We start from the raw sequence: 1,564 nt of genomic DNA, 5'->3' as shown, positions 1-1,564 counted from the left end.
GGGTTCCTGCATGACTTGAGCTTCTCAAGCGACATGCCCTTTCCTCCGTTGTGGAGTGCTTTCGATGGTTCGACGAGCGTTATTTTCCAAGTGGCTGGGTAAGGGTGTGCTGTATGTTCTGATTGGCCTGAATGGGGTGACGGGGGCACTGGCGCGGGTGCCCGATTCGGCCAACCCGCTGGGCGTTGCGGCAGTGGAGCGTCCGCGGGTGGCATCCGAGGATCTGAGGCGTTGGCTTGTGTCGGGCTTCGAAGAGCCGTTGATTGCGGCTTCCATGTCCTCTCGTACCGAAGACGAGGACTTGACTCGCGCGATTGCGCAGTACGAGCGCGAGGCCCCTGGGGGGCGTCTGGGCGCCTTCGACGAATTCCTGCTGCGTTACCCGGAGTCCGCCTGGCGGGTGTCGTTGTACACAAACCTGGGGCTTGCCAACTACGCAAACGGCTACTTTTCCCGTGCAATCGACGCATGGCATCAGGCCTGGCTGGCCGGTCGCGATGATGCGCGGATTCCGGTCCGCTCCCTGGCTGATCGTGCGGTTGGCGAGCTGATCCGGATGCATGCGCGGGTCGGTCATGCGGAGCGCGTTGCCGGGTTGCTCGCCGAAGTCGGTGACCGGCCACTGTTGGGCTCAGCCTCGGAGGCGGTTGCGGGCGCCCGGCAGGGGCTCTGGATGATGCGCAACGACCCTGGCGTCTCCTACCTGTGTGGTCCGATGGCGCTACGCACCCTTGCGCAGCATGCAGATGCGCCGCAGGCGAGCGTTTTGCGCCTGGAAGCCTACCGCTCCGGTGAGCAAGGCGTATCGTTGAACCAAGTCTCGGAACTGGCGGCCGAAGCCGGCATGGCGTACGCACCGATCTTCCGCGAAAAAGGGGGCGCGATCCCGGTTCCCTCGGTCATTCACTGGAAGGTCAGTCATTACGCGGCCATCGTGGGCGAGCGGGACGGACGTTATCACATTCAGGATCCGACCTTCGGCGCCGATCTCTGGGTGAGCCGCGATGCCATCGAACACGAATCGAGTGGCTATTTCCTGGTCCCTGCCACGCAAAAGAAGGACGGCTGGCGCACCGTCTCCCTTGAAGAAGGCGCCAAAGTCTATGGCATGGGCTTCACTGCGGCCAATGACCCCAGGGCGACCACGCCCGAAGACGACAAGGAGAAGGACTGCGAAGACAGCAGGGGCATGTGCACGTACAACGTCCACGGCATGCTTGTTAGCTTGAACCTGACCGATACGCCGGTTGGTTATCGGCCGGCGGTCGGGCCGGCCGTATTCGTCACGTTGACCTACAATCAGCGTGAAGCCTATCAGCCTGCGCTACCCACGTTTGGTCATGTCGGGCCAAAGTGGAGCACCAACTGGCTAAGCTACGTGACTGACGATCCTGCCTCAGCCGGCACCCGGGTGCAACGTAACGTTGCGGGTGGAGGGGCACGTACCTACGCGGGCTACAGTAGCGCAACCGGAGCGTTTACCGCAGAAAGTCGCGACGGGGCCATCCTTGTCAGGGTGGCGGCTGACCCTATCCGCTACGAACGCCGCCTGGCCGACGGCAGC

At 63.0% G+C, this 1,564-nt stretch carries 1 protein-coding gene; it reads left to right on the top strand.

Annotated elements, in window-relative coordinates; all coding sequences use genetic code 11:
• Positions 1-64: 64 nt before the first annotated feature.
• On the top strand, positions 65-1,564 hold a 1,500-nt coding region (locus DNK49_RS22955; protein WP_207807099.1), incomplete at its 3' end, for a cysteine peptidase family C39 domain-containing protein.

Source organism: Parazoarcus communis SWub3 = DSM 12120, assembly GCF_003226565.1.
Taxonomy (GTDB): Bacteria; Pseudomonadota; Gammaproteobacteria; order Burkholderiales; family Rhodocyclaceae; genus Parazoarcus; species Parazoarcus communis.
This window is presented reverse-complemented; position numbering and strand designations above follow the sequence as displayed.